The following is a 24,026-nucleotide window of genomic DNA, read 5'->3' on the forward strand; positions in this document are numbered from 1 at the left end:
AGCCGCTTGGCGTGTCGAACAACCCGTTAACACTAGGGCAGGGCGGCTGGCGCGGTGCCATCGTCGGCGCCGAGGCTGCCCTTGCCAAAGAAGTGTTGCCAGATAATCGCTGTACGACCAAATGAAGGTCGTACAGCCACATTTCCCTTACTGGCGATAGGACTTGAGGAAGTTGCCGATGCGACCGATGGCCATATCCAGCTCATCCACGCGCGGTAGGGTCACCACGCGGAAGTGGTCCGGCCACGGCCAGTTGAACGCGGTGCCTTGCACTACCAGCAGCTTTTCCGACAGCAGCAGGTCGAGCACGAACTTTTCGTCGTTGAGGATCGGGCAGACTTTCGGGTCAATCCTCGGGAATGCATACAACGCCCCCATGGGCTTCACGCAGCTGACGCCCGGGATTGCGTTGAGCAACTCCCAGGTGCGGTTACGTTGCTCCAGCAGGCGACCTTGGGGCAGGACCAGATCGTTGATGCTCTGGTAGCCGCCGAGGGCGGTCTGGATCGCGTGCTGGCTCGGCACGTTGGCGCACAAGCGCATGTTGGCCAGCATGTCGATGCCTTCGATATAGCTCTGGGCGTTGTGCTTGGGCCCGGAAATGGCGATCCAGCCGGAGCGGAAGCCCGCCACGCGGTAGGATTTGGACAAGCCGTTGAAGGTCAGGCACAGCAGGTCCGGGGCCAGGGAGGCAGTGCATACGTGGACTGCGTCATCGTAAAGAATCTTGTCGTAGATCTCATCGGAGAACACCACCAGGTTGTGTTGGCGCGCCAGTTCGAGCATGCCCAGCAGCACTTCCCTGGAATATACGGCGCCGGTGGGGTTGTTCGGGTTGATGATCACCAGGGCCTTCGTGTTCGGGGTGATCTTGGCCTTGATATCGGCCAGGTCAGGGAACCAGTCGGCACCTTCGTCGCAGAGGTAATGCACCGGGTGGCCACCGGCCAGGGTCACGGCGGCGGTCCACAATGGGTAGTCCGGCGCCGGCACCAGCACTTCGTCGCCGTTGTTGAGCAGGGCTTGCAGCGACATCACGATCAGCTCGGACACGCCATTGCCCAGGTAGATGTCCTCAATCCCGACACCTTCCACCTGCTTCTGCTGGTAATACTGCATCACCGCCTTGCGCGCGCTGAACAGGCCTTTGGAGTCGCTGTAGCCCTGTGCCGTGGGCAGGTTGCGGATCACGTCCTGGAGGATTTCGTCGGGCGCTTCGAAACCAAAGGGCGCCGGGTTGCCGATGTTCAGCTTGAGGATGCGGTGGCCTTCCTCTTCCAGGCGTTTGGCGTGCTTGAGCACCGGGCCGCGAATGTCGTAGCAGACGTTGGCGAGCTTGTTCGATTTGCTGACCTGCATGGCGATGTGATCCTGAAAATGAACGATCCAGACGGCGTGGGCACTACCGTACTGTGAATCCTGCGCGGCCCGCACCTTAAATACGTTTGAATGCCGGTGGCGCGGGTGCCAGACTGGTGTTTTGAAGAGGCGCAATCATACGTGCCGCCTGATCCACGGAAAAGACACAGATCAGGGTTTTTCAGTTGCCGAGGTGTATCGATGGAAAAGCTGCAGAAAACCGTTGATGAATGGAAAGCCATGCTCGATCCGGAGCAGTACAACGTGTGCCGTCTCAAAGGCACTGAGCGACCTTTCAGCGGCAAGTACAACGAAACCAAGACCGACGGTGTGTATCACTGCATTTGCTGCAATGAGGCGCTGTTCGATTCCAAGGCCAAGTTTGACTCGGGCTGCGGCTGGCCCAGCTTTTACGAGCCGATTGCCGACAGTGCCATGGTCGAGATCCGCGATGTCAGCCACGGCATGATTCGCACCGAAGTCACCTGCGCCAAGTGCGATGCACACCTGGGGCACGTGTTCCCGGACGGCCCGCCGCCGACCGGCCTGCGTTACTGCATCAACTCGGTGTGCCTGGACCTGGTGCCACGCTGAGAGAGCACGTGTTCGACCACAATGTGGGAATGCCAGTCCGTTAAGCGTACATCGCCCTTTGTAGGGGCGAGCTTGCTCGCGAAAAATGTCGACGATAATGCGTGCTTTCTGAATGAGCGCGGTGACTGTGAGTTTTTCGCGAGCAAGCTCGCTCCTACAAAAAGCCTTTATTGACTGGCATTCACATGGAGGGCTGGTTGATGGGACGTCATCATTCCCGCTTATTAGTTTGTACACAATTCAATTGCGTACTATCTTTCTGCTTCCCCTTTGCCAGAGTCACTGCCATGAGCGACAACCTGCTGAGCATCCCTTGCACTACGATCAAGGGTGAGCAAAAGACCTTGGCCGATTTCGCCGGCAAGGCCATCCTGGTGGTCAACACCGCCAGCAAATGTGGTTTCACCCCGCAGTACAAGGGCTTGGAACAACTCTGGCAGCAATACAAGGACCAGGGCCTGGTGGTGCTGGGTTTTCCTTGCAATCAATTCGGCAAGCAGGAGCCGGGCAATGAAGGCGCGATAGCCGAGTTCTGCGAGCTGAATTTCGGCGTCAGTTTTCCTTTGTTCAAAAAGATCGACGTCAACGGCAGCGACGCCCACCCGCTGTTCGTGCAGCTGAAAAAGCAGGCGCCGGGGCTGCTGGGCTCAAAGAATATCAAATGGAATTTCACCAAGTTCCTCATCGGGCGTGATGGCAGGCAGGTCAAGCGTTTTGCACCGACCACCAAGCCTCAGGATCTGAGCCAAGAGATCGAAGCGCTGCTCAAATGACCGATGCTGGTGCAAGTCAGAGGCTTGTCGTCTCAGGCACCCACAGGTCCAGCAGGGCCTTGAGTTCTTCACGGCGAAACGGCTTGGCCAGGTAGTCATTCATCCCCGCCGCACGGCAACGCTCACGTTCTTCGGAGAGGGCGTTGGCGGTCAAGGCAACGATCGGCAGGTCCGGCCAGCGACCGCTCTGGCGAATCTGCCGGCTCGCTTCGTAGCCGTTCATCACGGGCATGTTGCAGTCCATCAACACCATATCGAAACGCTGGTCCTCAAGACACTTGAGGGCTTCGCCACCGTGGGCGGCCACAATGACTTCGCAGCCGAGCTTGCCGAGCATGCCCTTGGCCACCAGTTGATTGACCGGGTTGTCCTCCACCAGCAGGATGCGCGCGCGATGGCTGAGGGAGGTGGCGTCGATTCGCACCGGGTCCGCCATCGGCTGCGTGTCGCTGTGCAAATTACGCTGCAGGATCTGATAGAGCGCGTTACGGCTCAGCGGGCGGGCCTGTTGCTGCAGCGGTGCCAGCGCCGCGACTTCTTCGCCAGGCATGAAATTGCCATAGGCCGTCACTACCAGGATCGGCGCGGTAATGCCCAGCCTCAGGCGGAACAGGCACTCCGGGCAGTCGGTGATCAACAGGTCGGGATGCTGGCCGTTCAGGTCGTCTTCCATGGAATAACAACGCGGCGCCAATCCCCAGTGGGGCAGCAGCACGGTGAGCAATTCTCCCAGGCCACTGCTTCGGTTGGTAATGACGATCACATCCCCCGCCAAGGGTACTTGAGCCGCCGCCGGCAGGTGGGTGGGCAGCGGCAGGTCGACGCAGAACTGGCTGCCGAAGCCGACCTCCGAACTGATGCTCAAACGGCCCTGCATGGCCTCGCACAGGTTATGGGTCAATGCCAGACCCAAGCCCGTGCCGCCGTATTGGCGGGTGATACCGGCACCGGCCTGGGTGAACGGCTGGAAAATCTTGACCTGGGCATCCTGGGCAATACCGATACCGGTATCGCAGACTTCAATGCGGATCCCTTCGCCGTGTTGGCTCAGGCGGACATCCACGCGGCCGAAGCGGGTGAATTTCAAGGCATTGGACAGCAGGTTACTGACGATTTGCCTTACCCGCGTCGGGTCGCCAATCACTTGAGCAGGAAACAGCGGGTCGATCAGGCAGGTCAGTTCCACGCTGGGGGCGGCGTTTTGCGATAACAGGTTGGCGGTGTCTTCCATCAGTGAACCAAGGTCGAACGGGATACGTTCAAGCTCCAGTTGACCCGCGTCGAACTTGGACAGGTCGAGGATATCGTTGAGCAACTCCACCAGTACCTTGCCGGAGTCATGGGCGATGGACAATTGCTGGCGCTGCTCGGCGTTGAGCGGGCTGTCCAACGACAGGGCAATCATGCCCAACAGGCCATTGAGCGGGGTGCGGATTTCATGGCTCATGTTGGCCAGAAACGCCGCCCGCGCCTGGGCCATGCTCAGAGCATTCAATCTGGCAGCCTCCAGCTCATCATTGAACTGGCTCAAGCGCTGGTTGCTGGTCTTGAGCTCAAGGGTGCGCGCAGAAACGATGTCCTCAAGCTGACCCAGGTACTCGGTAAGGCGATCCTCGGCGTGACGACGCTGCTGAATTTCGGTTTCCATGTTTTCGAACTGCTGGTTGGCAACGTTGACCAGCACGCCGATCTCGTCATGCTCATGCCCTGGCGGACAGTCCAGGCGCGCCTGCCTGCGCGTGCTCAATGCCCGAATAATACGCACCAGCGGTTGTGTGAGCATGACGTAGAACAAGCCCAGCAGGATCCCGGTCAGCAGCAGGCTGCGGACAAAGCCGTTGAGCAACGTGACCTCGGCGCGGCGAAGGAAGCGGCCGCCAAACGCGTAGGTGTCTACATCAAGGCGCAGCACGCCGAGGGATTCGTTGGGCATGTGGCTAAGGTACAGACGGTCTTCGAATTGACGGTTGGCGCCAAACAGAAAATCGCTGAGGGGCCGATAATGGCTTTCCTGGCGCGGCCGGTCGACATCGGCCAGCACCACACCGTTGTTGTCGATCAGTTGGGCGTGAAAAATGGCCGGGGAGTGCAGCAGGCCAAGGGTCAGCTCCTGGGCGAGTTCGGCATCGATGTTATAGGCGATGCGTGAGGCGGGGTTGTGGCTGATTTCGATCAGCGAGCGTATTTCACGGTTGATGGATGCGTCTTCGCTGGCATAATCAATGCCGATTTGGATAAGGCTGAGCAAGGTTCCCAAGACGAAACCGACCAGCACAGTCAATCTGGCTTGTTTATAAGACAAGCGGTGGGCGAACTTGATATCCATCGAGTGTTGAACCACTTCACGTTTCCCTTCGCCCGGCAAGCATAGCTGAACATCCACAAATGCTGACTTGCCCGGCATGAATCGATTTTCTTGACGCAGCCTTGTACGGTCTGCCACAGGGTTGTCAATACGCCATCTTTTACAAGAACTTGCCAGAGGAATAGCTGTGGATTCTCGATTGAATGCCTTTCTTGAGCGGGCTGACGCAGTGCTCGCGCGCCTGGAACCCCTGTTACCCGCCCCGCGCCAAGCCATTGACTGGCATCACTGCCTGGCCGCGCGCTGGCAGCGCGAAGGCCGCTCAGGTTTCCTGTTGCCGCTGGACGTCAGCCTGGACATGCGTCTGTCTGACCTGATCGGCGTCGACAAGCAACGCGAAACGCTGGCGCGCAACACCCAGCAGTTTCTTGACGGCTTACCCGCCAACCATGCGCTGCTATGGGGGTCGCGTGGTACCGGCAAGTCCTCCATGGTCCGCGCCTTGCTCGCCCAGCATGCCAAGGCCGGCCTGCGCTTGATCGAAATCGAGCGTGACCACCTGGCCGACCTGCCGCGCGTGGTCGAGCAACTGCTCAAGCTGCCGCAGCGTTTCATTCTGTTCTGCGACGACCTCTCGTTCGAAGCAGGCGAAGGCGACTATCGCGTGCTCAAGAGTGTACTGGATGGCTCCCTGGAGCAGGCGCCGGAAAACGTATTGCTGTACGCCACCTCCAACCGCCGTCACCTGGTGCCGGAGAACCAGAGTGACAACGACAATTGGAAGCGCGTGGATGGCGAACTGCACCCGAGCGAGGCGGTGGAAGACAAGATCGCCTTGTCCGACCGTTTCGGCTTGTGGCTGTCGTTCTACCCCTTCACCCAGGAACACTTCCTGAATGTGGTGGAACATTGGATCGGTGAGCTTGCAGGCAAGGCCGGCCTGCAGTGGCAGCGCGATGAACAACTCGACATTCTTGCGGTGCGCTGGGCCACCGGGCGCGGTAACCGCAATGGCCGCTGTGCCTATCAGTTCGCCCGTTACTGGGTGGGTCTCAAATTGCTGGAGCGTCAACCATGATCGACTTGCAACAGGCCGGCACCGGCCTGGATGGCTATGCCCTGCTGTGCGCGCAATTGGAGTCTCTGCTGGCCGATGAGCGGGATTTCATCGCCAACAGCGCGCAGTTTTCTGCGTTTCTGTTCAATCAGTTGGATGACCTGAACTGGGCGGGCTTTTACCTTAATCGCAATGAGGAGCTGGTGCTTGGTCCATTCCAGGGCCAGATTGCCTGTGTGCGGATCCCTTTCGGTCGTGGTGTGTGTGGCGCCGCCGCCGCGACCCGGCAGACCCAGCGAGTGGAAGACGTGCATGCGTTTGCCGGGCACATTGCCTGTGACAGCGCCTCGAACAGCGAATTGGTAGTGCCGCTGGTCAAGAACGGCCAGTTGATCGGCGTCCTTGACCTCGACAGCCCATCGCTGGCCCGTTTTACCCCCCAGGACCAGATGGGTATCGAACAGTTGGCGGCTATTTTTCTGCGCTTGACCGATTGCTGACCGAGCGAGGCGAGGAATGCCATTCAGTTAAGCGTACACCGCCCTTGTAGGAGCGAGCTTGCTCGCGAAAAATGTCAACGATAACGCGTGCTTCCTGAATGAACGCGGTGCCTGTGAGTTTTTCGCGAGCAAGCTCGCTCCTACACTGACTTATTGGCTGTCCAGTTCATGCAGTTGAACTTGCAGCGCCCGTTCCAGCTCGAGCATGAGCTTTTCCAGGGATTTGATCCCCGCCTCGACCACTCGTCGATCGTCGTCGCGGGAACAGGCTTGTTCCAGGGCTTCGCATTGCCCGGCCAGGGCATTGGCTTGGACGATGCGTGCGGCCCCCTTGATCTTGTGGGCTTGTTCGATAATGTCCATGGATGATGCCTTGCGATCCAGCAGCGCGGTGAGTGCCTGACGATCATGAACGCTGCTGGTCAGCAGTTCTTCGAGCAACCGTCGACTCAATTGCGGATCGCCTCCCGTCAGTGCGTCCAGGCACGCCAGGTCCAGGCGCTGGCTCGTGGGCTGCGGTGTGATTTGCGCGAGTTGCCGCTCCAGTATCGTGAGACTGATGGGCTTGAACAGGCAGTCATCCATGCCCGCTTCCACGCAGCGTTGTCTTTCTTCCGGTTGGGCATTGGCGGTGAACCCCAGTACCACACAGGGTGCCAACTGTTCGCGTTGCTCGTATTCACGAATCGAACGGCTCAATTCGTACCCATTCATGATAGGCATGTTGCAGTCGGCGATCACCAGGTCGAACTGTTCCTGGCGCCACGCCTGGAACCCCGCAGCGCCGTGCTCGGCGGCGGTGAACTGATGGCCCAGGTAGCCCAGTTGCTGGCACATCAGCAGGCGGTTCGCCGGGTGGTCGTCTACCACCAGCACATTGAGGACCGGGGTAGAGGCCGGCTTGGCTGGCGCATGCTCGCCCACGGTCGTGACCGGGCGCAGGCGCGGCATTTTCAGGTTGACGTGCACCTGGGTGCCGACCATGGGCACGCTGCTCAAGCTTAACTGGCCGCCCATCATTGCGCAGAGGCTGCGGCAGATCACCAGGCCCAGGCCGGCGCCACTTCTGGCCAGGTGCCCGGAGTTGTCGGCCTGGGCAAATGGCTCGAACAGGCGCAGTTGGTCGTCGCGGTTGATGCCTATGCCGGTGTCTTCCACGATCAGCTTCAGTTCGACCTGCTCCGGTGTCTGGCTCGGTTGCACCTCCACCTTGACCTTCACCTGTCCATGCTCGGTGAACTTGATGGCGTTGCTCACCAGGTTGGACAGCACTTGCTTGAAGCGCAGCGGGTCTATCAAGACTTCGATGTCGCTCAGGTCGGGCTTGAACTCCAGTAGCAAGCTGAGGGTTTTCTGGCGTGCAAGGCCATCGAAGACGCGCACCACGGACTCAATCACTTCCCTCAGATTGACGCGCTCCGGAGCCAGGCTCAGACGCCCGGACTCAATACGCGCGATATCGAGAATATCGCCTATCAGCTCCAGTAGATCCTTGGCTGAGTTGTACGCTACTTCTATCGCCGGACGGTCGAGATGCCCTTGGTCGGCACGCTTGAGTGTCAGTTCGAGCATGCCGATCACGGCGTTCATCGGGGTGCGTATCTCGTGGCTCATGGTGGCAAGGAAGGTGCTTTTGGCGCGGTTTGCCTCATCGGCGCGTTCTTTGGCGGCACGCAGCTCATCAAACAACTGGCGTCGTTCACTGATATCGATCCAGCCGCCAATGATGCCCTGGACTTCGCCGATGGAGTCGCGGTAGGGCAGGATCCAGTGGTAGATCGTCAGCTTCTTCTCGTGGATATGCAGCGTGCGGTCCAGGATCAATGGCGTGCCCTCAGCCACCACCCGCAGGTAGTCGGCGTGGTACTGCGCCGCTTCAGGCGCCAGGGCCATGCTCATCTGGGTCACGCTTTTGCCGATCACATCCTCTCGCTTGACGTCGAATGTCTGCAGGTAGCTGTCATTGCAGGTTTGCAGCAAGCCATTACGGTCACGGACATAGATGGGGTGTGGCGTTTCGTTGACCAGTGCGCGCATGAACTCGAACTGATCATTGAGGGCGCGCTCGGCCATTTTTCGTTGCCTGATCTGGCGGCGCATGTAGGCGTTCCAGGTCAGGGAAACCAGGAGCAACAACCCCGTTCCGATGACGATCCTGGCAATCAGTTGGTTGTAATTGCGCCAATAGCTGTCGGACTCGACGGTGTAGCCACGCCAGCGACTGTTGATCACGCCCATTTCGTCCGGGGCGATACTGAGCAGCGCCTTGTCGAGGATCGAGCTCAATTCGGTGGCATGGCGTGATGTGGCCAGGGCGAATGTTGCAGGCGTTGTGCCGATGCTGGTCGTGATCTGCAGCTTGTCCCGGAAAACTTTCGAGGACAGGAAGTAGTTGGCAATCAGCAGCGTGTTCACCGCGCCGTCCACTTGTCCTTGTGCCAGCAACTCGGATGCCCTGAAGGTATCGCCGGTTTCCACCAGTTGAATCTGGGGATAGTCCTTGCGCAGGGTATCGGCCAGTGGGGTGCCTCGGGTCACCGCCAGGCGCTTGCCCGTCATCTGCTCCAGGTTCCCGGGCGCTCCAGGCTCTTTGCGGGTCAGCAACACATACGAGTTTTCCAGGTAGGGACGGCTGAAACTCAACTGAGCCTCCCGTTGGTTACTCGGTACGATGGCCCCGATCATGTCGACGTTCTGCGCGGCGACCTGTTCGATCATATCGTCAACTTCACGCCCACGCTGAACCGCGAAACGCAAGCCGGTACGCAAGCGAATGAGTTCAAGAAGGTCGGCGGTGATACCGCGAAAGTTGCCCTCCGCATCGAAGAAAGTGAGTGGGGCAAAGGTTTCATTGACGATGACTGTCACGATCGGGTGCGCCTTCAGCCAGCGTTCCTCGCGTGGGGTCAGTTGCAGTTTCTTGTCGGTCAGCAGGATGTCGCTGCCGGCGCTCCAACGCTTGGCGATGCTGTCGCGTTCGTTGATGGGCACAGCCGCCAGCACCGTGTCGACAATGCTCAAGAGAATGAAGTTGTCGTGGCGCAGGGCAAAGCTGAAACCATAAGCTTCATGCTTGCCGAAATTGGCCATGCGGATGTTTTTCAGGTAGCCCTTGTTAATCATGAAATGGGTGGAAATGGTGTCGCCGAGAAAGACATCCGCCTGGTCGAATGCCACGGCATTCAGTGCGTTCTGATAAGAGGGATAGGGGCGGATATCCGCCTTGGGGTACAGCTTCTCAACCTCTTCAAGGGGCAGGTAATGATAAACCAGGCTTAAGCGCAGCCCTTCCAGGCCATTGCTGAGACTTCGGGTTTCTCCCTCGCGAGTCACCAGTACCGGCTGGTCCACGGCATAAGGCGCCGACAGTGTCAGATTGGGGTTTGCTGCTTCAAAGCCATTGGAGGAGCCCAGCAAGTCAATGTCGCCGGCTTCAAGGGCCTGAATGGCGGACAACCGTGAAGGGTAGCGAAGGACCTTGATCGGTATGGCAAGTGCCTTGGCCAGCAGGCCTGCATAATCTGCGGTAAGGCCCTCGTAATCGCGGCCACTGGAGGTGAGGTCGAACGGCGGGTAATCAGGCGCAGCGGTACCCAGTACCAGTTCGCGCTTGTACTGCAGCCACTGGCGCTGGGTCCTGTCCAGTCGAGTGTCCAGTTGAACGGTTCCCGCGCGACTCAATAAGGTGAAGTGTTGGGGGGGGATGGGGGAGTCCGCGAGCACGGTCGTGCTGAAGTACAGGCTGGCACTCAATATAATCAAATAGTCCTTGATACGGCTGGGCATCCGCTTTCTCACACTAGCGCGTTTCGTTTTGCCATCTCGATGAGCTCAACTAAAGACTGGGCTTTTAGTTTTTGCATTAATCTCTTTTTATAGGTGCTGACTGTTTTATTGCTCAAGAACATGCCTTTGGCTATTTCTTTGTTAGTGCGGCCTTGTGCAAAAAGTTGCAGGACCATGAGTTCTCGGTCGTTAACGGCCTTGAACAGTTCCAGCTCCTGACTGTCAACACCTTCCGTTCCATTTGCATTCAACGCCTGGCTGGGGAAGTAGTTGTAACCGGACAGTACTGCGCGAATAGCACTCAGCAGTTCGCTCAGGTCACCTTCCTTGCAGACGTAACCGTCAGCGCCCGAACGCATGCAGCGCGTGGCAAACAGGGTTGGGCATTGAGCCGTGAGGACCAGGGTTTTCATCGAAGTGTTCATGGCGTTGAATCGACAGAGCACTTCCAGGCCGTCAAGTTTCGGGATGCTGATATCGAGAATGACCAAGTCGGGCAGGCATTCGCGGACCATTTGTATGGCGTCGCATCCGTTATCCGTTTCTCCAACGACTTTGTAGCCTTCATGTTCCAGTAACATTCTGATGGCAAGCCGTATAACGGGGTGGTCGTCGATAATAAAAACGGTGTTCATAATCAAATTCCATGCAGGTGCAAATAAAGCGGTCACATTAGCTCAGAAGAAGCGGCAGCAGCATGAAGCAGGGGGTGAACAGGTACAAAACAGGAAGTTTCCTACATCAAAAGAGGTAGGGGACTACAAGTCGATGGGTAATTGTGACACTTGAGGTGTGGGCTTTTAGGGCGTGCGGCTTGGTTAACGGTCATAAGCGATTTACGGCGGCGATCACGTTAATTTTCGCAGTTAATAAGGTTAAAAGTCCTACTTTGATAAGGTTTGAGTCAGGGCCATCAAACTTTCAAGTTCACCTCTGTTTAACGGTTTTGATAAGCAGCCCAGTAGTGGAAGGTCACGCTGCGTAGCTTGCGTGGTCAGTTTGAGCAATTCTGCCGCTGGTAGCCCGCTCAATAGAATCGCGCTGGTAATAAATTGACCGCGGCTGGCGATGTCTACCAATTCCAGACCCGGCAGGTCAGGTAAGCACTGGTCGCATAACATCAAGTCGTAAGAGAACTCGGATTGAGTCATTGTGCATATGGCCTGCTCCGCATTTTCCACGGGGGTGATTTGGTCGAAACCAAAGCTTCTCAGTAAGCACTGGGTGGCCAGGAGTTGAAAGGGATGATCCTCTACCAGAAGAATACGAGGGGGGTGTCTGGGCATAAAGAGCACACGGTGAGTCAAGCATCAATGGGAGCGTAGGAGTTGCTCGTCTGGTCCGCGGGGGCGTGCGTGATTATTCCTCGAGAATGTGTACGAATTCGATCAGGCCGCTCTGTTCCCATCGTAGGGCAATTCCTTCAGGGCGAAGAGCGGCCTTATCCAGACGTTATTGAGGACTGGAGCGTCCTGTCATTTCCCGTGCCATCTCGGTGGCATAGCTGTCGGTCATACCGGCGATAAAATCAATCATGCGCAGGAAGGCAGCGTGCAACGACCAGGCGGGGTCCGGCGCGCTGTTGCCCAACAAGTCGAGAATGCGCTGGTTCTTGAACGACGGCGTACGCCCACCGTGTTGCTCCAGGGCCGCACCGCAAAACGCGTTCAGCAGGATCTCCAGGGTGGTGTAGGCGCCGATTTCATGCAGGGTCTTGCGCTTGTCTTGAAAGATTTTCTTGCGCGCCATGTCCTTGGCATCCAGTACACAGCGCTTTGCCGGACCATGCATGTGCTCTACCAGATCGCCAGGCAGGGTGCCGGCAAGCAGAGCATCCTGCTGTTCGACGAAGGCGCGCGCCGCCGCATTGGTCAGGTGCTCGATGGCCTTGCCGCGCAGGATTGCCAGCTTGCGACGGCGCGAGTCTGACGCGCCCAGCTGTCGGTACGTCTGCGGCAGGTCATCACCCACCAGGTCGAGCAGCAGTGACTCGACTTCGGCGTACTCCAGCAACTCCATTTCCAGGCCATCTTCCAGGTCGATCAACGCATAGCAGATGTCGTCGGCGGCCTCCATCAAGTACACCAACGGGTGGCGGGCCCAGCGTTGTTCCTCCAGTTGAGGCAGGCCGAGCCTATGAGCGATCTGTTCCAGAATAGGCAGCTCGCTCTGGTAGCAGCCGAACTTGTGTTTCTTGTAGCCCAACGAGTCTGCGTGGCGGGCAGTCCAGGGGTACTTGAGGTAGGTGCCCAAGGTGGCATAGGTCAGCCGCGTGCCGCCGTCGAATTGATGATATTCAAGTTGGGTCAATACACGGAAACCCTGGGCATTACCTTCAAAGTTGAGGAAGTCATTGCGCTCGGCGCTGCTCATGTCATCCAGCCAGCCGCGCCCGGCGGCCTGCTGGAACCAGTGACGGATAGCGTCTTCGCCGGAGTGCCCGAAGGGAGGATTGCCGATGTCATGGGCCAGGCAGGCCGACTGCACCACCATGCCCAGATCGCTTGGATCGCACCAGTCGGGCAGGGCGCCACGCAACGTTTCGCCAACACGCATGCCAAGGGAACGTCCCACGCAACTGACTTCCAGCGAGTGGGTCAGGCGTGTGTGGATATGGTCGTTGCTCGAAACCGGATGCACTTGGGTCTTGCGGCCCAGGCGACGGAAAGCGCCGGAGAAAATAATGCGGTCATGGTCTTTGTGAAAAGGACTGCGGCCCAGTTCTTCAGGGCTGTGCAGCGACTTGCCAAGGCGTTCACGGGTCAACAGGGTGGGCCAATCCAAGGCGGGTACGCTCCGTACGGTGAATGACAGGTGCAGCTTCCCGTTTCCACGCTGGCGGGGCAAGCGCAATGTTGAAGACGATTGTTTCAAGCGCGATGAACAGCAGGCACTGACCGCCGTTGCGCAAGTGCTCGGCGGTCAGGTCATGGTGTTGAGCGAACGGAGCTTATCGTTTGCGCGAAGCGCCTTGCATGGCCAGTTTGATCAGCGGGATCAACCCGGCGCCCAGGCGTACCAGGCGCGTAACGCTACCGATACTGCCGCCCTTGGCACCCTTGCCGGTAAAGAATCCCATCAGGGTCACCGCTGCCACGCCCCACAGCGGCGCGTGCTTGATGCCCAGGCTGTCCTGCCAGTTGTGACGCATGTCGCGCACTTTGTGCAGGGGCGCCATCAGTTGCTGGGATTCATGACGGATTTCCTGACGGTGCATTTCCATGCGCAGGCGAATCAACGCCTTGCGCATTTCCCGACGGGACGTGTTTTGCGGGATTTCAGGCAGGCTCATGGCAACAGACGCTCCCGATCATTGGCCAGTTCTTCAAGGGTGGCATGGAAGGGGGTGGACTCATCGAACACCGCCGCTTTCAAGCGGACCCCGCAGAATGCTGCGGCCAGTGTATAAAACATGCACAGACAGATGATCCCGGTCAGGCGGTAGCCGGTGTCCCACACCAGGATCATCACCAGTGTCGATAACCCCACCAACAGCAGCAGGGCAAACACCAACGCCAGGCCGGCAAACAGCAGCAAACTGACAGTGCGTGCCTTCTGCTCCTGTAACTCGATGCCAAACAGTTCGACATGGCTGTGCAATAAGCCGAGGACGGCAGCGCCCAGGCGGCGGGAGGTGGTACCTGCGCCCTTTGACGAGCTGGATTCGTCGATAGCCATGATATTAGCGCCTGGTAGCCAGCAGACCGATCAAAAAGCCCACGCCGGCAGCGATGCCGACGGACTGCCAGGGGTTGGCCTGCACGTAATCTTCCGTCGCAGTCATTGCCGCCTGACCGCGCTCACGCAGGGAGTCTTCAGTCAACTGAAGGGTTTCGCGGGCCTTTAACAGGCTTTCATGAATCTTGGTGCGCAGTTCATCGGCCTGGTCACCGGCCAGTACGGCGGTATCGTCCAGCAGTCTTTCGGTGTCGGCGACGAGGGTCTGAAAATCCGCCATCAGTATTTCTTGAGCAGTCTTTGCTGATTTACCGGCCATGGTTATCTCCGTGTGGCTGTTCTGTACGTGTGGTTTCGAGTCGCGGGGCTTGTCGAAGGTTCACTGTGATTGTGTGGTACAGCTTTTGCTTTGCCTTGGTGCGTATGCTTCGGGGCTTGCGCTGAATCCGGGCGGCCGAGGTGCAAGCCTTGAAAAACCTTACCCTAATTAACTGAAACTCGCGCAAATACCCCTCTCGGGGATTGCCGGTTGTGTTGATCGCTGCGCTAAAGCGGGTCACGCCCTCAGAAGAAGGGTGGGCGCCTTGGTGCCAATTTAGTGCGAGCAACCCTGGCTTGAACCGCTTTGGTGCTTTTTGCCTTACTGCAGGCCTGCCAACTTCCATGGAAAATTTGCAAAGTGCGGTGGACACGCTTGTCCATAGCTCAAACACCCTGTTCATCCTGATTGGCGCGGTCATGGTCCTGGCCATGCACGCCGGGTTTGCCTTTCTGGAGGTCGGCACGGTACGCCAGAAGAACCAGGTCAACGCTTTGTCGAAAATCCTCAGTGACTTCGCGATCTCCACCCTGGCTTACTTCTTTATAGGCTATTGGATCTCCTACGGCGTCAGCTTCATGCAGCCGGCGGCGGTGATCAATGCGGACCATGGCTATGGCCTGGTGAAATTTTTCTTCCTGCTGACCTTTGCGGCAGCGATCCCGGCGATCATTTCCGGAGGGATTGCCGAGCGTGCGAAATTCGCGCCCCAGCTATGTGCAACGGCCTTGATCGTGGCGTTCATCTACCCGTTCTTCGAAGGCATGGTGTGGAACGGCAATTTCGGTCTGCAAGCCTGGCTGCTCGCGACCTTTGGCGCCAGCTTCCATGACTTCGCCGGATCGGTGGTGGTGCATGCCATGGGCGGTTGGCTGGCGCTGGCGGCGGTGTTGCTGCTTGGGTCGCGCAACGGGCGCTACCGCGAAGGGCGCCTGGTGGCGTTTGCTCCCTCGAGCATTCCGTTCCTGGCGCTGGGCTCATGGATTCTGATCGTGGGCTGGTTCGGCTTTAACGTGATGAGCGCACAGACTCTCAATGGCGTCAGCGGCCTGGTGGCAGTCAACTCGTTGATGGCGATGGTCGGCGGCACCGTCGCTGCGTTGGTGATCGGTCGCAATGACCCCGGCTTTCTGCACAACGGCCCGCTGGCCGGGCTGGTGGCGATCTGTGCCGGTTCCGACCTGATGCATCCGGTGGGCGCGCTGGTAACCGGCGTGGTTGCGGGGGGCTTGTTCGTGTGGTGCTTCATGGCCGCCCAGGATCGTTGGAAAATTGATGACGTACTCGGTGTATGGCCGCTGCATGGCCTGTGTGGCGTATGGGGCGGTATTGCCTGCGGCATCTTCGGGCAGGCGGCCCTGGGTGGGCTGGGCGGGGTGAGCCTGACCAGCCAGTTGATCGGTACCACCCTTGGCGTTGCTATCGCGCTGGTCGGCGGCCTGCTGGTGTATGGCGTGATCAAGCGCGTTTGCGGGCTGCGCCTGAGCCAGGAAGAGGAGTATTACGGTGCGGACCTGTCGATCCACAAGATCGGCGCGGTCAGTCAGGATTGATCAGTGCGCGCCTACCGAACAATGTTGGGCTTAGAATGGTGAGGTGTTTTCCATCGGAGTGCATTTGCCATGCTTGCTGAATGCCAGCTGTTCGGCACCCTGGGTTGCCATCTGTGTGAAATTGCCGAAGCCGAAATCATGCCGCTCGTCGAGCACGGGTTGCTCGTGGAGCTGGTGGATATCACCGATCCCGACGACCTGACCGAGGTCTACGGCCTGCGGATTCCGGTGCTCAGGCGGGTGGACACGGGGGCTGAGCTGGACTGGCCGTTCGACACCGGGCAGGTGGTTGCTTTCCTGCGCTGACGTTTATGCGATGGCGAGTTTCCGAATATTACGTTACTGTATGTTTGTACAGCGATTGAATAGAGGGAACGCCCGTGGTGAATGTTGAACAACTGAAAAGCAGCGTCAATCGCATGTCCGCCGACATCGTGCGCGATGCGGTGAACGAGCTGCGCCTCGATGGCCTGGTCACGGAAGGCAAGACGCCCTTCAACAAAGTGCATTTCAACACCTGTTTTGCGGAAATCGAAGCGCTGTTTCAGCGTGCCGGTTATCACAAGCAGCTGGATGTGGTGGGTTATCAGGGTCTGCTCTACGCACTCTATGACCCGGGCCGTTGGGAGGCCGTGGACGTACTGCGCTGGCTCAAGGAGTTTACCGAGGCGGCGAGTGCTTCGCCGGTTTTGCGCGTGCACTCGGCCAAGGCCTGAGATCTGCCCTAGGCTCAATCGCGCGTCATGCGCGATAATGCCTGCCTGTTTATTTCAGGCCTCGAACATCTGCATGTCCACTTCCGGTTTTTCCCCTTCACAGCACCAAGCCAGCACCTTGTACCTGCCGCCTGGCTCGTGGGCGACGGTCCTCGATTGCCTGTGCGAGCATTTCCCGGCGATCGCCCGTGAACAATGGCTGGACCGCATTGCCCGTGGCCGGGTGCTGGATAGTAATGGCCATCCCATCAGGCTGGACCTGGCTTACAAGGAAGGCCTGTGCATTTATTACTTTCGTGAAGTGCCCAACGAGAAGGTGATACCGGTACAAGAAACCATCCTGTACGCCGATGAACACCTGGTGGTGGCCGACAAACCGCATTTTCTGCCGGTGACTCCCGCCGGCGAGTACGTCGAACAAACGCTGTTGCGCCGTTTGATCCGGCGCCTGGGCAACCCCGCCCTGGTGCCCCTGCATCGCATCGACCGGCATACCGCAGGGCTGGTGCTGTTCTCAGCCAATCCCGCCAGCCGCGCGGCCTATCAGCAACTGTTTCCCACGCGGCGTATCGATAAATTCTACGAAGCCATCGCCCCTGCCTTGCCTGACCTGACGTTCCCCCTGGTGCACAAGAGCCGGCTGGTGGACGGCGAGCCTTTCTTCCGCATGCAGGAAGGCCCCGGTGCCAGCAATACCGAAACGGCGGTAGAGGTGCGCGAGAAACACGGCGATCTATGGCGCTACGGCCTGTTCCCGGTCACCGGCAAGAAGCACCAGCTCCGTGTGCACATGAATGCGCTCGGGGCGAGTATCTGCAACGACCCGTTCTATCCCGATGTGATCAAGGACGCCAAGGACGATTACGCCAACCCGCTCAAGTTGCTGGCCCAGGGCGTGCGTTTTATCGACCCGGTCAGCGGCCATGAACGCAGCTTTTACAGTGAAATCACCTTGGACTGGTAAGCGCCAGAAACGACAAGGCCCGCTCGAGGCGGGCCTTGTGGGTAAGCGGTAAGGCTTACAGGTCTTTAACGGTGCGAACCTGATCCTTGTTGATGCGAGTGCGCTTGCCGTCAAGTTGCTGGAACTCGTAGAAGCCCGAATCTTCGTCAAATTTCGGGGTGTCGACGGCCTGGATTTCGCGACCGTCATTCAGGGTGATCACTGTTGGCGAGGCGCAACCGGCGAGGGTGGCGAGGCCCAGTGCAAGCATGAGAGCGGCGATGGTCCGTTGAGTCATGGGTTTGTCTCCGAGAGAATACTTTATAAAATACTGACCTTGTGACGTGTGCAACGTCGGCAAAGTTCCTGATGCAAGGCTCATTCTGACACGCCAGGCCTTGTGTGCAACAGGTCCGGTGTATTGAGGTTGGCCAGGCGCGGGTCACCGGCCGCGCATTCCAGGCCCACGGCGCCCAGCTGCAGCAGGATTTTACGCGGGCTGCGTTCGCCGGCTTTCCAGGCCTGCTCCACCTGATCCTTCAGGGCCACAGGGATGATGCAGAGCAAGGGTTCCCAGAACTCGCCATGGCGCATCATCACCGGAACCTGCGGGTTGCGGTGGGTTGTCGCACGTAAATTTGCCAACAATCGGGCATCGATGTGCGGCACATCACAGGGCAGGACCAGCAGATGCCTATGGCGTGCGGCGAAGAGTCCCGCACGGATACCTGCAAGTGGTCCGGGAAAGTCCGCGCTGTCGTCGCTCACCAGCTGATCGGCGTAGGCTGCATACCGCTCATGATTGCGGTTGCACGAGATGATCAGGTCGTCCGTGAGCGGCCGTGCCAGGCGTTGCAGGTGCGCAATCAAGGGTTGGCCGTGCCACTGCAGCAGGCCTTTGTCCTGGCCGCCCATGCGCTGGCCACGACCGCCGGCCAGCAACAGAATCGAGCAGGGCAGGGGTAAGGATTCAAGAGGCATGAGGGTTCCGCTGCGGCAGGTAAACAGAGGCTTGTGATATAACATCGGGCTGTTCCTTCGACAACCGGACCGTGCCATGAAAGCCAAGGCTGATGCGCCTTTCGTACCTCTGAATATCGCTGTATTGACCGTCAGCGACACCCGCACCCTGGACACCGACACCTCGGGCCAGGTCTTCGTCGACCGCCTGACCGCCGCCGGCCATACCCTGGCCGAGCGCGTGCTGCTCAAGGACGATCTGTACAAGATCCGCGCCCAGGTCGCCCACTGGATCGCCGAAGACGTAGTGCAGGTCGTGCTGATCACCGGCGGCACCGGCTTTACCGGTCGTGACAGCACACCCGAAGCAGTGAGCTGCCTGTTGGATAAACAGGTCGATGGGTTTGGCGAATTGTTCCGCCAGATATCGGTGGCCGATATCGGCACCTCCACCGTGCAATCGCGCGCCCTTGCCGGCCTGGCCAATGGCACCCTGGTGTGCTGCCTGCCGGGCTCCACCAATGCCGTGCGCACCGGTTGGGACGGCATCCTGGCCGAACAACTGGACAACCGTCACCGGCCATGCAATTTCGTACCCCACCTGAAGCAGGCCGAGCCCTGTGAAACCCGTGGATAAGCCCGGTAAAACCGGCGCCTTGATGCCGGTGGAAGCGGCCTTGCAGCGTTTGCTGGACATGGCCGACGCCACACCGATCCTCGAGCGCGAAACAGTGCGCCTGGCCGAGTGCGATGGCCGCGTATTGGCACAGGACCTGGTCTCCACCCTCGACCTGCCACCCTGGCCCAACAGTGCCATGGATGGCTACGCCCTGCGCGTCGCGGACTGGGCCGGCGAGCCATTGCCGGTCAGCCAACGTATTTTCGCCGGCAATGCGCCTGAGCCGTTGGCGCACGGCACCTGTGCGCGCATCTTTACGGGGGCTCCGGTGCCTCAGGGTGCGGACTGCGTGGAAATGCAGGAAAACGCGATCATTCACAGCGATGAGCGCGTGAGTTTCAGCGAGCCGTTGCAAGCGGGTCAGAACATCCGCCCGCAAGGCCAGGAAACCACGGTCGGCGAGTTGGTGCTGCCGGCCGGTACGCGCCTGGGCCCGATCGAGTTGGGGCTGGCTGCTTCGCTTGGGCGTGATCGCCTGGAGGTGGTGCGCCGAGTGCGGGTGGCGGTGCTGTCGACCGGCGATGAGTTGATCGAGCCTGGATTGCCCCTGGGGCCGGGTCAGATCTACAACAGCAACCGCCGCGTGCTGTGCAGTTGGCTGACGCGCATGGGCTGCGAAGTGATCGATGCTGGCATTCTGCCGGACGACCTGGAACAGACCCGCACACGGTTGGCCGGGTTGGGCAACGTCGACTTGATCCTGTCCACGGGCGGTGTGTCGGTGGGCGAGGCGGATTTTCTGGGCATTGCCTTGCGTGAAGAGGGCGAGCTGGCGCTGTGGAAACTGGCGATCAAGCCGGGCAAGCCGCTGACCTTCGGGCATTTTCGTGGCGTGCCGGTGATCGGCCTGCCAGGCAATCCCGCGTCGACCCTGGTGACCTTTGCCCTGTTGGCACGGCCTTACCTGCTGCGTCGTCAGGGTGTGGAGGACGTGCAGCCCCTGCGTTTCGAAGTGCCGGCCGGGTTCGTCTGGGCCAAGCCCGGCAACCGTCGCGAGTACCTGCGCGGGCGCATCGAGCAGGGCAAGGCGATCATCTACCACAACCAGAGCTCCGGTGTGCTGCGCAGCGCAGCGTGGGCTGAAGGATTTGTGGAGGTGATGGAAGGGACCACATTAGCCGTCGGCGACCGAGTCAATTTCATTCCCCTGAACGAAGTCCTGAACTGACGTGGATCTGAATGTGGGAGGGGGCTTGCCTTAAGGCTTTTTGTAGGAGCGAGCTTGCTCGCGAAAAACTCACAGGCGCTGCGTTCATTCAGAAAGCACGCGTTATCGTTGAGGTTTTTCGCGAGCAAGCTCGCTCCTACAGACGGCGATGTACGCTTGACTGGCCGGTCGCTTGTGGATTCTCAGTAATCATCCCCACGCTCGGTGACATCGCGCTCCACCGGCCCCGCATCCGGGTCGTACCCCACCGGGAACTTGCCCTTCAGCGTCCACGCGAACGCAATGATCTCCGCCACTGTGCGGTACAACTCCTCTGGAATACTGTCGCCCAGCTCCATGCGCGCCAGCAGCTTCACCAACTCGGCATTTTCATAAATGGGCACTTCGTTTTCCCGCGCCAGCTTGAGGATCGCTTCAGCCAGGGCCTCGTCGCCCTTGGCGGTCAGGGTGGGCGCTTGTTGGCCATCGTACTTGAGGGCAATCGCCTGGCGGGGAGGGGCAGCGTTCTTCATGCGGTTTCATCCACCCAGCGTTGTTCCAGTCCGGTTTTTGGCCCGCGCGGCGGGCTGCCGAGGTGGCAATCCAGGTCGCCGACGTCAAGCCCGGATGCCACCAGGCGCTCGCGCAGGCTGCCCAGGTGATTTTCGATCAGGCTGGCGGTGAAGGCGCGGGTCGCCCACAACTGGCTGGAGAGTTTGCCCTGGGTCAATTGCGCCTGCACCTGCAACGGCCCCAGCGGTTCCATATCGAACGCCAGTTCGACGCGCCAGAGCATGTGTTTGGGGTCTTTGCGGTCTTTGCGGTCGGATGGCTCCTTGTCGGGCGTCGGCTCCTCGCGCTGGAACTTCATCTGCAGCGGTACGATGTCCTGCAGGCTGCGCATCGGGACTTCCAGTTGCCAGGTGGTTTGCAGGCGGCCATCAGCGGTGGTGCCGGTCTGTTCCAGGCTCGACAGCTGATGGCTCTGCAATCGGGCGATCGCCCCGGCGGCCAGGCGCAGCAGGTTTTCCAGGTCGCCTTCGCCTTCAAGCTTGGCCATCAGCCGCTCGGGCAGTGGAAAGCTGACCGGGGCCTGCCGCGCGCTGACCTGGCCCAGCGTGTTCAGTGGGCTGCGCACAAAGTTGGGCAATACATGGGCCAGCGTGTTGGCCGCAAGAATGGCGTTCAGGTTGGTACTGGCGGGCAGGGCGGGCAGTAAGTCCGCGACAAGGCGCAGCAGTGCGCCCTTCATGTCCAGTGGCGGTATCTGGGGATTCTGCCCCGCGAGTAATCTGGCTTCCAGAAAGGCGCCGCTGTTCTGGATCACTTGAGCCAGGACTTTGGGGTTACTGACCTGTGCCAGGTCGGGCAATGCAGCGAGCAGACGGTCGGCGGCGGCGCGCAGGTCGGCGGACGTGCTGTCGCCACGGGGCAGGTTTTGCAGGGCGGTGAAGACCGCATCCAGGGAGCCCTGGCGACTTTGCTGGGTCGACAGTTGCTGGGTGACCGCCAATTGGTCCTTGAGCCCGCTCAGCGGCACGAAATTCAGGGTCTGCGCGTTCTGCACCACTGCGCTGAGCAAACTGCCCACGCGCAGCGGTTGTGGGCTTTCCACCGTCAGTGTCGCGCCGGCCAAGGCGTTATTCAGCACCGTCACCAACGAACGATAGATCGCCGGTTGCGCCGTGCCCTGGGGCAGCATCTGGGTGGTCAGTACCTTGGCTTGCAACAGCGTACCTTCTGGGACCTTGGCCGTATCGATGCGGGTGAGGGCGGCGATGTTGGCACTCAAGGCCTGTTGCAGGCTGAGGGTCAGGTTGCCTGCTGGCGTCTGGCTCACCGCCACATTGCTGCCCACGGGCAGGGGCTGGGCGCTGCTGGCCTGCACCAGCGTCTGGCGGCCGCCGTCCAGGGTCAGCTTGAGCAGCAACTGAAAGGCTTCACCGCCTTGTTTAAGGGCAATGACTTCGGCATTCGCGGTTTTCCCAGGGTCGATCAGCCCGACCTGCGGCTCCAGCAGTTTGAGCAGTGCCCCGGGCGCAGGCGCAGGGCTTTGCCCGGCTGGCGGGGTGGGAGGAAGCGTAGGAAGGTTGATCTCACCGGTCATCGTGCGCATCGTCTCTGGGGAAATTGCCCTCTTTAGCGTAGGGCATCGCATGTATAATGCCGCCCGTCTGCAAAGAGAGCGGTAAAAACCTCACAACTATTTGATCCAGCTCTCTAAAATCGGTCGCCAAAGCCGTTATTGTGCATTTCTTTATAACGGCCGCTGCACCGCCGACTTGAACCGTAAAGGCCCGCGATCTTTTGACCAGCCCTCTTCTTGAAGCCGAAGCGCTCTCCTGTGAACGCGACCTGCGCCTGCTGTTCGAGCACCTCGACCTGCGCCTGGCAGGTGGCGACATGGTGCAGGTCAGCGGACCCAACGGCAGCGGCAAGACCAGCCTGTTGCGCTTGCTGGCCGGGCTGATGCAGCCGACGGCCGGGGTGGTGCGCCTCAACGGCAAGCCCCTCGCCGAGCAACGCACAACACTGGCACGCAACCTTATATGGATCGGCCACGCCGCCGGTATCAAGGACGTGCTCACTGCCGAAGAAAACCTCAGTTGGCTCAGCGCCCTGCATCAGCGCGCCAGCCGCGACGCCATCTGGCAGGCCCTGGCCGCCGTGGGTCTCAAGGGGTTCGAAGACGTGCCCTGCCACACCCTGTCCGCCGGCCAGCAGCGCCGCGTGGCCCTGGCGCGTTTGTACTTGCCGGGCCCGCCGCTGTGGATCCTCGACGAACCCTTTACCGCGCTCGATAAATACGGTGTCGCCCAGCTCGAGGAGCACCTGGCGAGGCACTGTGAGCAGGGCGGTACGGTGCTGCTCACCACCCACCACAGCCTGACGCGCCTGCCCGCCGGTTACCGTGAGCTGGATCTGGGGCGGTGGTCGGCATGAGCGTATTCGCCCTGTTGGTTGCCCGCGAAGCACGCCTGTTGTGTCGTCGCCCGGCCGAACTGGCCAACCCGCTGGTGTTCTTTGCCATCGTGATCGCCTTGTTCCCGTTGGCGGTCGGTCCCGAGACTAAACTGTTGCAAACCTTGTCCCCGGGACTGGTGTGGGTCGCGGCGCTTTTATCCGTGCTGCTCTCGCTGGACGGGCTGTTTCGCAGTGATTTCGAGGACGGCTCCCTGGAACAGTGGGTCCTTTCGTCGCACCCGTTGCCACTTCTGGTACTGGCCAAGGTGCTGGCACACTGGGCTTTTTCCGGCCTCGCGCTGGTCTTGCTTTCGCCGCTGCTGGCGCTGATGCTGGGCTTGCCCGTCGAATGCTTGCCGGTGCTGCTCCTGTCCTTGTTGCTCGGTACGCCGGTGCTCAGCCTGTTGGGGGCGGTGGGCGCAGCGTTGACCGTCGGTTTGAAGCGCGGCGGCCTGTTACTGGCCCTGCTGATTCTGCCTTTGTACATCCCGGTTCTGATCCTCGGCAGCGGTGCGTTACAGGCCGCGCTGATGGGGATGCCGGTGACCGGTTACCTCCTGTGGCTTGGCAGCCTGGCCGCCCTGGCGGTAACCCTGACACCCTTTGCCATAGCGGCCGGCCTGAAGATCAGCGTCGGCGAATAATGAGGTCTGGCCAGGCGTTACACGCTTGGCCAGTAAAGACCCTACGCTT

Annotated in this window: 25 protein-coding genes; 12 read left to right on the forward strand and 13 right to left on the reverse strand. The window is 59.8% G+C overall.

Annotated features, from left to right (window positions below; genetic code table 11):
• Positions 1-147: 147 nt before the first annotated feature.
• Positions 148-1,359: a pyridoxal phosphate-dependent aminotransferase gene (locus BOP93_RS08485; protein ID WP_065885153.1), complete on the reverse strand. Its 1,212-nt coding sequence runs from the start codon at positions 1,357-1,359 to the stop codon at positions 148-150.
• Positions 1,360-1,560: 201 nt separating this feature from the next.
• On the opposite strand from BOP93_RS08485, the gene msrB reads away from it, so the two are divergent.
• On the forward strand, positions 1,561-1,953 hold the full coding sequence (gene msrB / locus BOP93_RS08490) for a peptide-methionine (R)-S-oxide reductase MsrB (RefSeq protein WP_104502258.1): 393 nt from the start codon (positions 1,561-1,563) through the stop codon (positions 1,951-1,953).
• Positions 1,954-2,240: 287 nt separating this feature from the next.
• Positions 2,241-2,726: a glutathione peroxidase gene (locus BOP93_RS08495; RefSeq protein ID WP_065885155.1), complete on the forward strand. Its 486-nt coding sequence runs from the start codon at positions 2,241-2,243 to the stop codon at positions 2,724-2,726.
• Between the two features lie 16 nt (positions 2,727-2,742).
• On the opposite strand, the gene BOP93_RS08500 is transcribed toward BOP93_RS08495, so the two are convergent.
• Positions 2,743-5,052: a hybrid sensor histidine kinase/response regulator gene (locus BOP93_RS08500; protein WP_104505250.1), complete on the reverse strand. Its 2,310-nt coding sequence runs from the start codon at positions 5,050-5,052 to the stop codon at positions 2,743-2,745.
• Between the two features lie 166 nt (positions 5,053-5,218).
• Between BOP93_RS08500 and BOP93_RS08505 the strand changes: the two genes are divergently transcribed.
• Positions 5,219-6,109 carry an ATP-binding protein gene (locus tag BOP93_RS08505; protein ID WP_104502259.1) on the forward strand — a complete coding sequence of 297 codons (891 nt, stop codon included), beginning with the start codon at positions 5,219-5,221 and terminating at the stop codon, positions 6,107-6,109.
• A complete protein-coding gene (locus tag BOP93_RS08510; protein WP_104502260.1) occupies positions 6,106-6,588 on the forward strand; it encodes a GAF domain-containing protein in 483 nt (160 codons plus the stop codon). The genes BOP93_RS08505 and BOP93_RS08510 overlap by 4 nt, the downstream gene beginning before the upstream one ends.
• A gap of 150 nt (positions 6,589-6,738) precedes the next feature.
• Here the strand turns inward: BOP93_RS08510 and BOP93_RS08515 are convergent, their stop codons facing one another.
• The 7 genes from BOP93_RS08515 to BOP93_RS08545 all read right to left on the reverse strand — a co-directional run bounded on the left by BOP93_RS08515 (position 6,739) and on the right by BOP93_RS08545 (position 14,371).
• Positions 6,739-10,374, reverse strand: coding sequence for a transporter substrate-binding domain-containing protein (locus tag BOP93_RS08515; protein WP_104502261.1), 3,636 nt, complete (start codon positions 10,372-10,374; stop codon positions 6,739-6,741).
• A gap of 8 nt (positions 10,375-10,382) precedes the next feature.
• Positions 10,383-11,009, reverse strand: a complete 627-nt coding sequence (locus BOP93_RS08520) for a response regulator transcription factor (RefSeq protein WP_104502262.1) — start codon at positions 11,007-11,009, stop codon at positions 10,383-10,385.
• Positions 11,010-11,258: 249 nt separating this feature from the next.
• Positions 11,259-11,660, reverse strand: a complete 402-nt coding sequence (locus BOP93_RS08525) for a response regulator (protein ID WP_104505251.1) — start codon at positions 11,658-11,660, stop codon at positions 11,259-11,261.
• A gap of 166 nt (positions 11,661-11,826) precedes the next feature.
• Entirely contained in the window at positions 11,827-13,158 is a 1,332-nt protein-coding gene (locus BOP93_RS08530) for a deoxyguanosinetriphosphate triphosphohydrolase (protein ID WP_104502263.1), read from the reverse strand.
• A gap of 166 nt (positions 13,159-13,324) precedes the next feature.
• Positions 13,325-13,666: a hypothetical protein gene (locus tag BOP93_RS08535; RefSeq protein WP_104502264.1), complete on the reverse strand. Its 342-nt coding sequence runs from the start codon at positions 13,664-13,666 to the stop codon at positions 13,325-13,327.
• Positions 13,663-14,052 carry a phage holin family protein gene (locus BOP93_RS08540; protein WP_104502265.1) on the reverse strand — a complete coding sequence of 130 codons (390 nt, stop codon included), beginning with the start codon at positions 14,050-14,052 and terminating at the stop codon, positions 13,663-13,665. Before BOP93_RS08540 ends, BOP93_RS08535 begins: the two co-directional genes overlap by 4 nt.
• 4 nt (positions 14,053-14,056) lie before the next feature.
• The gene (locus BOP93_RS08545) at positions 14,057-14,371 is read right to left on the reverse strand and encodes a DUF883 family protein (protein WP_104502266.1); all 315 of its coding nucleotides are present in this window, start codon (positions 14,369-14,371) and stop codon (positions 14,057-14,059) included.
• Between the two features lie 344 nt (positions 14,372-14,715).
• Between BOP93_RS08545 and BOP93_RS08550 the strand changes: the two genes are divergently transcribed.
• From BOP93_RS08550 to BOP93_RS08565, 4 genes are all read left to right on the forward strand, one after another.
• Positions 14,716-15,924: an ammonium transporter gene (locus BOP93_RS08550; protein ID WP_104502267.1), complete on the forward strand. Its 1,209-nt coding sequence runs from the start codon at positions 14,716-14,718 to the stop codon at positions 15,922-15,924.
• Positions 15,925-15,993: 69 nt separating this feature from the next.
• Positions 15,994-16,230, forward strand: coding sequence for a glutaredoxin family protein (locus BOP93_RS08555; RefSeq protein ID WP_104502268.1), 237 nt, complete (start codon positions 15,994-15,996; stop codon positions 16,228-16,230).
• 74 nt (positions 16,231-16,304) lie between these two features.
• Positions 16,305-16,640 carry a transcriptional regulator gene (locus BOP93_RS08560; RefSeq protein ID WP_104502269.1) on the forward strand — a complete coding sequence of 112 codons (336 nt, stop codon included), beginning with the start codon at positions 16,305-16,307 and terminating at the stop codon, positions 16,638-16,640.
• 73 nt (positions 16,641-16,713) lie between these two features.
• Positions 16,714-17,604, forward strand: coding sequence for a pseudouridine synthase (locus BOP93_RS08565; protein WP_104502270.1), 891 nt, complete (start codon positions 16,714-16,716; stop codon positions 17,602-17,604).
• A gap of 55 nt (positions 17,605-17,659) precedes the next feature.
• Here BOP93_RS08565 and BOP93_RS08570 read toward each other — a convergent pair whose 3' ends face one another.
• Positions 17,660-17,881: a YgdI/YgdR family lipoprotein gene (locus BOP93_RS08570; RefSeq protein ID WP_005786486.1), complete on the reverse strand. Its 222-nt coding sequence runs from the start codon at positions 17,879-17,881 to the stop codon at positions 17,660-17,662.
• Positions 17,882-17,961: 80 nt separating this feature from the next.
• The gene (gene mobA, locus BOP93_RS08575; RefSeq protein ID WP_104505252.1) at positions 17,962-18,564 is read right to left on the reverse strand and encodes a molybdenum cofactor guanylyltransferase MobA; all 603 of its coding nucleotides are present in this window, start codon (positions 18,562-18,564) and stop codon (positions 17,962-17,964) included.
• A gap of 76 nt (positions 18,565-18,640) precedes the next feature.
• Here mobA and moaB point away from each other — a divergent pair, with 76 nt between their 5' ends.
• Both moaB and BOP93_RS08585 read left to right on the forward strand, forming a co-directional pair.
• Positions 18,641-19,180 (forward strand): molybdenum cofactor biosynthesis protein B, encoded by a 540-nt coding sequence (gene moaB / locus BOP93_RS08580; protein WP_065949160.1) that lies wholly within the window; start codon positions 18,641-18,643, stop codon positions 19,178-19,180.
• Positions 19,164-20,390 carry a molybdopterin molybdotransferase MoeA gene (locus BOP93_RS08585; protein ID WP_104502271.1) on the forward strand — a complete coding sequence of 409 codons (1,227 nt, stop codon included), beginning with the start codon at positions 19,164-19,166 and terminating at the stop codon, positions 20,388-20,390. Before moaB ends, BOP93_RS08585 begins: the two co-directional genes overlap by 17 nt.
• Before the next feature lie 182 nt (positions 20,391-20,572).
• Here BOP93_RS08585 and BOP93_RS08590 read toward each other — a convergent pair whose 3' ends face one another.
• On the reverse strand, positions 20,573-20,902 hold the full coding sequence (locus BOP93_RS08590; RefSeq protein WP_065885171.1) for an EscU/YscU/HrcU family type III secretion system export apparatus switch protein: 330 nt from the start codon (positions 20,900-20,902) through the stop codon (positions 20,573-20,575).
• On the reverse strand, positions 20,899-22,476 hold the full coding sequence (locus BOP93_RS08595; protein ID WP_104505253.1) for a flagellar hook-length control protein FliK: 1,578 nt from the start codon (positions 22,474-22,476) through the stop codon (positions 20,899-20,901). Before BOP93_RS08595 ends, BOP93_RS08590 begins: the two co-directional genes overlap by 4 nt.
• 200 nt (positions 22,477-22,676) lie before the next feature.
• On the opposite strand from BOP93_RS08595, the gene ccmA reads away from it, so the two are divergent.
• Positions 22,677-23,312 carry a cytochrome c biogenesis heme-transporting ATPase CcmA gene (ccmA, locus tag BOP93_RS08600; protein ID WP_104502272.1) on the forward strand — a complete coding sequence of 212 codons (636 nt, stop codon included), beginning with the start codon at positions 22,677-22,679 and terminating at the stop codon, positions 23,310-23,312.
• On the forward strand, positions 23,309-23,977 hold the full coding sequence (gene ccmB / locus BOP93_RS08605) for a heme exporter protein CcmB (RefSeq protein ID WP_065885198.1): 669 nt from the start codon (positions 23,309-23,311) through the stop codon (positions 23,975-23,977). Before ccmA ends, ccmB begins: the two co-directional genes overlap by 4 nt.
• The last annotated feature ends 49 nt before the right edge of the window (positions 23,978-24,026 follow it).

The organism is Pseudomonas orientalis, assembly GCF_002934065.1.
GTDB classification, from domain to species: domain Bacteria; phylum Pseudomonadota; class Gammaproteobacteria; order Pseudomonadales; family Pseudomonadaceae; genus Aquipseudomonas; species Aquipseudomonas orientalis_A.

Bases quoted from the DNA above. Each gene is read 5' to 3' on its own strand.
- BOP93_RS08525 (WP_104505251.1), bottom strand. From the start codon at position 11,660: ATGCCCAGACACCCCCCTCGTATTCTTCTGGTAGAGGATCATCCCTTT.
- BOP93_RS08510 (WP_104502260.1), top strand. From the start codon at position 6,106: ATGATCGACTTGCAACAGGCCGGCACCGGCCTGGATGGCTATGCCCTG.
- msrB (WP_104502258.1), top strand. From the start codon at position 1,561: ATGGAAAAGCTGCAGAAAACCGTTGATGAATGGAAAGCCATGCTCGAT.
- BOP93_RS08590 (WP_065885171.1), bottom strand. From the start codon at position 20,902: ATGAAGAACGCTGCCCCTCCCCGCCAGGCGATTGCCCTCAAGTACGAT.
- BOP93_RS08495 (WP_065885155.1), top strand. From the start codon at position 2,241: ATGAGCGACAACCTGCTGAGCATCCCTTGCACTACGATCAAGGGTGAG.
- BOP93_RS08500 (WP_104505250.1), bottom strand. From the start codon at position 5,052: ATGGATATCAAGTTCGCCCACCGCTTGTCTTATAAACAAGCCAGATTG.
- BOP93_RS08520 (WP_104502262.1), bottom strand. From the start codon at position 11,009: ATGAACACCGTTTTTATTATCGACGACCACCCCGTTATACGGCTTGCC.
- BOP93_RS08545 (WP_104502266.1), bottom strand. From the start codon at position 14,371: ATGGCCGGTAAATCAGCAAAGACTGCTCAAGAAATACTGATGGCGGAT.
- BOP93_RS08570 (WP_005786486.1), bottom strand. From the start codon at position 17,881: ATGACTCAACGGACCATCGCCGCTCTCATGCTTGCACTGGGCCTCGCC.
- ccmB (WP_065885198.1), top strand. From the start codon at position 23,309: ATGAGCGTATTCGCCCTGTTGGTTGCCCGCGAAGCACGCCTGTTGTGT.
- BOP93_RS08485 (WP_065885153.1), bottom strand. From the start codon at position 1,359: ATGCAGGTCAGCAAATCGAACAAGCTCGCCAACGTCTGCTACGACATT.
- BOP93_RS08565 (WP_104502270.1), top strand. From the start codon at position 16,714: ATGTCCACTTCCGGTTTTTCCCCTTCACAGCACCAAGCCAGCACCTTG.
- BOP93_RS08540 (WP_104502265.1), bottom strand. From the start codon at position 14,052: ATGGCTATCGACGAATCCAGCTCGTCAAAGGGCGCAGGTACCACCTCC.
- BOP93_RS08595 (WP_104505253.1), bottom strand. From the start codon at position 22,476: ATGACCGGTGAGATCAACCTTCCTACGCTTCCTCCCACCCCGCCAGCC.
- BOP93_RS08535 (WP_104502264.1), bottom strand. From the start codon at position 13,666: ATGAGCCTGCCTGAAATCCCGCAAAACACGTCCCGTCGGGAAATGCGC.
- BOP93_RS08515 (WP_104502261.1), bottom strand. From the start codon at position 10,374: ATGCCCAGCCGTATCAAGGACTATTTGATTATATTGAGTGCCAGCCTG.
- BOP93_RS08555 (WP_104502268.1), top strand. From the start codon at position 15,994: ATGCTTGCTGAATGCCAGCTGTTCGGCACCCTGGGTTGCCATCTGTGT.
- mobA (WP_104505252.1), bottom strand. From the start codon at position 18,564: ATGCCTCTTGAATCCTTACCCCTGCCCTGCTCGATTCTGTTGCTGGCC.
- BOP93_RS08550 (WP_104502267.1), top strand. From the start codon at position 14,716: ATGGAAAATTTGCAAAGTGCGGTGGACACGCTTGTCCATAGCTCAAAC.
- moaB (WP_065949160.1), top strand. From the start codon at position 18,641: ATGAAAGCCAAGGCTGATGCGCCTTTCGTACCTCTGAATATCGCTGTA.